General features: G+C 73.1%; 7 protein-coding genes. All 7 read left to right on the top strand.

Going from position 1 to position 5,629, the window contains the following annotated elements; all coding sequences use genetic code 11:
• Positions 1-211: NAD(P)(+) transhydrogenase (Re/Si-specific) subunit beta (locus ACIWVC_RS33975; RefSeq protein ID WP_396455123.1), on the top strand; the 211-nt coding region annotated here is incomplete at its 5' end.
• Between the two features lie 162 nt (positions 212-373).
• Positions 374-1,420: an Acg family FMN-binding oxidoreductase gene (locus ACIWVC_RS33970; protein WP_396446154.1), complete on the top strand. Its 1,047-nt coding sequence runs from the start codon at positions 374-376 to the stop codon at positions 1,418-1,420.
• Positions 1,421-1,862: 442 nt separating this feature from the next.
• Positions 1,863-2,372, top strand: coding sequence for a hypothetical protein (locus ACIWVC_RS33965; protein ID WP_396446153.1), 510 nt, complete (start codon positions 1,863-1,865; stop codon positions 2,370-2,372).
• A 58-nt stretch (positions 2,373-2,430) separates the two neighbouring features.
• Positions 2,431-3,330 carry a universal stress protein gene (locus ACIWVC_RS33960; RefSeq protein WP_396455121.1) on the top strand — a complete coding sequence of 300 codons (900 nt, stop codon included), beginning with the start codon at positions 2,431-2,433 and terminating at the stop codon, positions 3,328-3,330.
• Positions 3,331-3,473: 143 nt separating this feature from the next.
• Positions 3,474-4,328: a universal stress protein gene (locus ACIWVC_RS33955; protein WP_396446151.1), complete on the top strand. Its 855-nt coding sequence runs from the start codon at positions 3,474-3,476 to the stop codon at positions 4,326-4,328.
• 106 nt (positions 4,329-4,434) lie between these two features.
• Complete coding sequence (locus ACIWVC_RS33950; protein ID WP_396446150.1) at positions 4,435-4,686, top strand: DUF1876 domain-containing protein; 252 nt, start codon at positions 4,435-4,437, stop codon at positions 4,684-4,686.
• Positions 4,687-5,080: 394 nt separating this feature from the next.
• Positions 5,081-5,443 (top strand): hypothetical protein, encoded by a 363-nt coding sequence (locus ACIWVC_RS33945; protein ID WP_396446149.1) that lies wholly within the window; start codon positions 5,081-5,083, stop codon positions 5,441-5,443.
• Positions 5,444-5,629: the final 186 nt, after the last annotated feature.

The raw sequence follows: 5,629 nt of genomic DNA, 5'->3' as shown, positions 1-5,629 counted from the left end.
GGCGGCGCGCAGCACGCCGGGTTCGCCGATCTACGGCATGCCCATCCTGGACGCCGACCAGGCCAATGCGATCGTGTTCCTCAAGCGGTCGCTGCGGCCCGGGTTCGCCGGCATCGACAACGAACTGCTGCACGACCCCAAGACCACCCTGCTGTTCGGAGACGCCAAGGATTCGCTCACCAGCCTGACCGCCGCGCTGAAGGCACTGTGACCGGCGGAGCGGCCATCGCGGCGGACGCGCGATGAGCAGGGCGACCGCGACGCCGCCATGGGGGTCGAAGGTCCCGCCGGAGGGGACTTTGGACACGATGCCGCCCCGGCGCCGGCCCAGCAGGCTGTAGGTGCGGCACCCTCACGGCTGGAGGTCATCGAGATGGTCAACGCGACACGATCCCCGGCGGAGCGCCTGGTCGAGCCCGCGAACCCGCTCGGAATCGGACGGACCGACCTGGCGGCGCGCTTCGTCGTCCGCGCGGCGATCCAGGCGCCGTCCATCCACAACACCCAGCCGTGGCGCTTCGTGGACCGCTCCGACGGGCTGGAGCTGTGGGCCGACCGCGCGCGCCTGCTGCCGGTCGCCGACCCGGCCGGACGGGAGATGCTGATCAGCTGCGGCGCGGCCCTGTTCAACATGCGGCTGGCCGTGCGGCGGCTGGGCTTCACCCCGCAGGTCCGGTTGCTGCCCGACCCGGCGTACCCGGACCTGCTCGCCAGGGTCGCCTGGGGGGCGAGGACGGCCCCGCGGCCGTACGAGGAACTGCTGCACCGGACGATCCCGCGCCGGCACGCGCACCGCGGGCGGTTCCTGGCGACCCCCTTGCCGCCCATGCTGCCGATCGTGCTGGCCGGCATCGCCCGGCACGAGGGCGCCGGCCTCCGCGTCGTCAAGGACGAGGCGGAGCGCCGGCGCCTGGCCGAGCACGTCCAGGCCGCCGAGGCGGCGCAGCTCCGCGATCCCCGCATCCTCGGCGAGCTGCTGTCCTGGACGGCCCCGCCGGACGACGGGCGCGCCGACGGCTTCGCGGCGGGCCCCTCCCCGGCCGAGGTGGACGGCTTCCCCTCCCGGACCGCCGCCGCGGACGCGCCCTGGGAGGCCGAGCACGGCGCGGGCGGCCGGGAACCCGAACGCGGCACCGCCCCCGGGGCCGTGGGAACGGTTGCGGTGCTGACCACCCGGGAGGACCGGAGGGTCGACTGGCTGATCGCCGGCCAGGCGCTCCAGCATGTGCTGCTGCACGCGGCGACGCTGAGCGTGAGCGCCGCCTTCCACACCCAGCCGCTGGAACTGCCCTACCTGCGGGCGGCGATACGCCGCGACCTGGTCTGCGGTCACCCGCAGATGGTGCTGCGCCTCGGTCATGTGGCCCGCCGCATGCCCAGCCGCCGCCGGCCGGTCGCGGACGTGCTCAGCGGCGAGTGACGGCCCTCCTGCCCGGACGGCGGGTACCGCTGGCGGTGAGCGGCGACATGGTGCGGCAGGGAGTCACGCCGACCCATATACCAGGTCTGCTCGGTCCGATGCTCGCGGCGCTCCTGGTGCCGGTACTGGTGTGAACGGGGGCCGCGGTTCTCCTCGGCATGGAAATCGCCCGCGGCGGAGGTGTGCTCCAGCCGGCGCGCTCCTCCTCGGAATGATCAATTCCGGTATCGAAGTCAATGGCCGATCCGGGCTGTTGTAAATCGCATTTCGGGCTTCGATTCTTCGGATCATGAATTGCGGGTCTTTCGTCCCTCAATTCGGGACCTCCATCCCTACCCGCGTGCCGTCTCCGGTCGCGATGGTGGACGTACGCGACGGCTATGGCCTGCCGGAGGGCCGACGGTACGACGCCCATTGCGCCGGCAGGGCGAGTGGAGGAACCATGACCGGCACAGGTGTCGGCACAGTCGATGCGGCCCTGGTGGAGGGGCGGCTGCGGGAGCATCACCGGCGGTGCCTGCCGGCTTTGACCAGGCTCCGCATTCTGGCGAAGGACGGCTGGGAGGCGGACGTCGACGTCCGAGCCGCCACCGCGGAGGTCATGGTCGAGTTAGGGGCCGCCGGATCGGTCCTGCTCGACGCCCTCCCGGGAAGCGTCCGCCGCGATGCTCTCGCGCATTTCCTCGGCTGCCGCGCCAACCGGCTCAAGATAGTCGCCGAACACGCCGTCGCGACGGCCGACGCCGGCAACCTGCCCATGCTGCGGCGTCTGCTCTACCAGTTCCACGCACTGGCCGAAGCGATGTGGAAAGTGCAGCTGGGACTGCAAGCGCGCAAATCGCGTCCCGTGATCGACGTCGGGTCGGCCTTCAGGGTGCCGGCGCGCCGCCGGCCGCATGCGGCGGCGCACTCGGGGCCCCGGTTGGGATCCGGGCGGGTGTCACCCGGGTGAAGCCTTCATCCGCTTCGCGGGAATGGCTACACGGACCCATCGACATCGGGGAGGACACATGAGCGAGCAACCCATCTCCGGTCTGCTCGTCGGGTACGACGGCTCCGAGGGAAGCGCGCGGGCCTTGGACTGGGCGGCGGATGAGGCCCGGGCCCGCCGCCTGCCGCTGACCGTGCTGCATTCGTGGGACGTCCGCGCCGGCGGACTCGCCCCTCTGCCCGCGGTCGATCCGCGGGCGGAGGCCCAGGAGATCCTGAACGCCGGCATCGAGCATGCCCGCAAGGCGGCGCCCGACCTCAAGGTGCGGGGAGTGCTCGCGCGTGCGCCGGCCGCCGCCCGGTTGATCGAGGCGAGCGGGAGCGCCGATCTGATCGTGCTGGGCCCGCGGGGCGCCGGGGGATTCGCGGGCCTGGCGCTCGGTTCGGTCGGCGCGCAGGTGGCCGCGCACGCGTCGTGCCCGGTCGTGATCGTCCGCGGAGACCGCCCGCAGCCGGAGCGGGGGGCCGGACACGTCGTGGTCGGGATGGACGGCTCGCCGGCGTCCCAGGCGGCGCTGGCCGCGGCCTTCACCGAGGCGGACGCCCACGGGCTCCCGCTGCGCGCGGTGATCGCCTGGGACCCGGTACCCGCGAGGGAACTGCCGCCGCTGGTGGACGAGGCCGGCATGCGGGCCGCGGCCGAGGCGCGGCTGACGGGGCTGATGGGCCCGCTGTGCGAACGCCATCCGGGCGTGCGGGCGGGCATCGAGATCGTCACCGGGTTCCCGCGGCGGGTCCTCATGGACGCGGCGGCCGAGGCGAGGCTCCTCGTCGTCGGCTCGCGCGGACTGGGGGGCTTCCGCGGCCTGCTGCTCGGCTCGGTCAGCCACGCGCTCATCCACCATGCGCCCTGCCCGGTGGCCGTCGTCCACGCCTCCGCGGGCGGCGGCGTCCAGAACGGGGAGCGTCCGGGCGCGTGACCGGCGAGAGCGCGGCGCTCGACCCGCCCGCGCGCAGTCAACGAAGGGCTCGGCCGATGCCGGACCTTGGTCCCTAGTCCCCACCTGCCGGCTCTCGTACGTGTGGAAGTGGCCAGGGGACATGACCGATCGTTGGAGGAACCATGTCCGCACCGATCGTTGTGGGGACGGACGGATCCGCGGCGGCGGGGAGCGCCGTCGATTGGGCGGCCGCCGAGGCGATGATGCGCCACCGGCCGCTGCACATCGTGCACGCGGCGCAGATCTGGCCGTATCAGGTCCAGCGGTTCGTTCCGCCCGATGAGTCGGAGCGCGTGTCGCGGGCGGGCCGCGCCGTCCTGCTGGAGGCCGAGAGGCGTGTGCAGGCGAAGTGGCCCAAACTGCCGGTGACGACGGCGCTGGTGGTCAATTCGGTGTCGGACGCGCTGCGGGACGAGTCGGAGAAGGCGTTCGAGATCGTTGTCGGGCACCGGGGGCGCGGCGGCTTCCCCGGCCTGCGGCTCGGATCCGTGGGCCTGCGGCTGGCGGGGCACGCCGACGTCCCCGTGGTGATCGTCCGCGGGGAGGCGGCCGGCGGCCGCGGGGAGGTCGTGGCCGGATACGACTTCGGGGAGCGGGCCCGCGAGGTGCTCGAGTACGCCTTCGACGCCGCGGCCGTCCGCGGGGCGCGGCTCCGCGTCGTGCACACCTGGCAGATCTCGGCGAGCCTGGCCGAGTCCGGGTACTCCATCGACGAGGAGCGGATGAACGACGAGAGGCGGGCGAGGATCATCGCGGCCTACGCCCCGCTGCACGAGCGGTATCCGCTGGTCGAGGTGGTGAACGAGGTGCTCCTCGGGCACCCGGTGTCCGTCCTGTCCGGGGCGTCGCGGGCGGCTGATCTGCTGGTCGTCGGCGCCCGCCATCACCGGCTGGGCGTGTCCAGCCTCGGCTCCGTCAGCCACGGCGCGATCCATCACGCGGAATGCCCGGTCGCGGTCGTCGGCCGCTCCCAGTGACGGGAGCCGGGCCGTTCGCCTCGACGGCCGCGGGACCTCCGGCCCTGCCCTCCCGGTGGGCGTTCTCCCAGGATGGAGCTGGAAACGGCCAGCGAAGGAGGTCGTGATGGAGACCAAGCAGTGGAGCGTGGAGCTCTACATCAGCGAGGACGGCACGGACACCCTCGCGCGCGCGGTGCTGTTCACCGGCGGCGAGAAGAAGACGGTGGGCTACGGCCGGGCGCGCCGCAACCCGGCCGACCGGGAGGTCCCGGAGATCGGCGAGGAACTGGCCGCCGGCCGGGCCCTGGCGGACCTGGCCGACCGGCTGCACGGGGTCGCCAGTGAGGACATCGCTCAGCTCGCGGGCCCCGCATGAGCACCGGGCGCGGCAGGACGGCCGGGCCCTCGGGTCCGGCCGTCTCGGCCAGGCCGGCGGGACGGTGGCATGTCGCGCTCGCGGCCTTCGGCGCGGCGGCCGCGTCGGGGGCCATCTCGCTGGGCGCACCGGCCGAGCCGGTGCTGTGGACCGCGGCGGGCTTCGCCGTCGTCCTGGCCGTGACACGGCTGCTGATCGGCTTGGACGCCGCGCGGCCCACGAAGCACGGAAATTCCGCGTCTCCCCGGAATCCCGCTGAATAACCGAGGCGGTTGGCGGTAAGCCGGGATTCGAAAGCCGGTGGATGAAATGCGCGCCGAACCGGGGAATTTGGCGTGCTTTTCGAGGACGGCCCGTCACGCGCTGGTTCCCCGTCGGACCGATCCGCAAGGCGGTGACCGGCGTCCTCGGACGCGGCGCCGCGCCCCGCACGCTGTCCTATGACGAGCGGCTGTTCGCCTTCCTGCCCTGGCCCGGCTACATCGCCGTCGACCGCACCGCCGCCTCCAGCACCACCCGTTGGGACGACCGCCACACCACCCTTGCCGCGCTCGCGGCCGTCTCCGACACGGACGCCTTCGCGCAAGCCGCCGCGCACACCCGCTACGGCCCCATCGACGTATTCGTCCTGCGCGCCGGCACGGACGCATGGACGTGGAACGACATCCACTTCCGTCCAGCCCAGTTCTCGGCCGCCCACTTCACCGTGCGTTCACTCCCGAACAACACCGTCCTCGCTATCCGCCGCCCTCGGTGATGGTGATCGTCCGGGCGGTGGTCTCCGCGCACGACGGGCGCACGCGGGAGCCGCCCCCCGATCGGGGACCTTGGTCCCTGCCTGAGCAGGGGTCTGCGGAGTGGAATGGAATTGGGCGGGAGAAGCCCAAGGAAAGGGACGGAGAAGCGGGAGACCGCGCACCGTCCAGCTCGGAACGCTGCCTAA

The sequence above is a fragment of the Actinomadura sp. genome, from assembly GCF_044508335.1.
Classification (GTDB): Bacteria; Actinomycetota; Actinomycetes; order Streptosporangiales; family Streptosporangiaceae; genus Spirillospora.
Note: the sequence above shows the minus strand (reverse complement) of the source record. Positions and strands in the feature narration are given on the sequence as shown.

Coding starts and splice junctions, on each gene's coding strand:
- ACIWVC_RS33955 (WP_396446151.1), top strand. CDS start 3,474: ATGTCCGCACCGATCGTTGTGGGGACGGACGGATCCGCGGCGGCGGGG.
- ACIWVC_RS33960 (WP_396455121.1), top strand. CDS start 2,431: ATGAGCGAGCAACCCATCTCCGGTCTGCTCGTCGGGTACGACGGCTCC.
- ACIWVC_RS33965 (WP_396446153.1), top strand. CDS start 1,863: ATGACCGGCACAGGTGTCGGCACAGTCGATGCGGCCCTGGTGGAGGGG.
- ACIWVC_RS33950 (WP_396446150.1), top strand. CDS start 4,435: ATGGAGACCAAGCAGTGGAGCGTGGAGCTCTACATCAGCGAGGACGGC.
- ACIWVC_RS33970 (WP_396446154.1), top strand. CDS start 374: ATGGTCAACGCGACACGATCCCCGGCGGAGCGCCTGGTCGAGCCCGCG.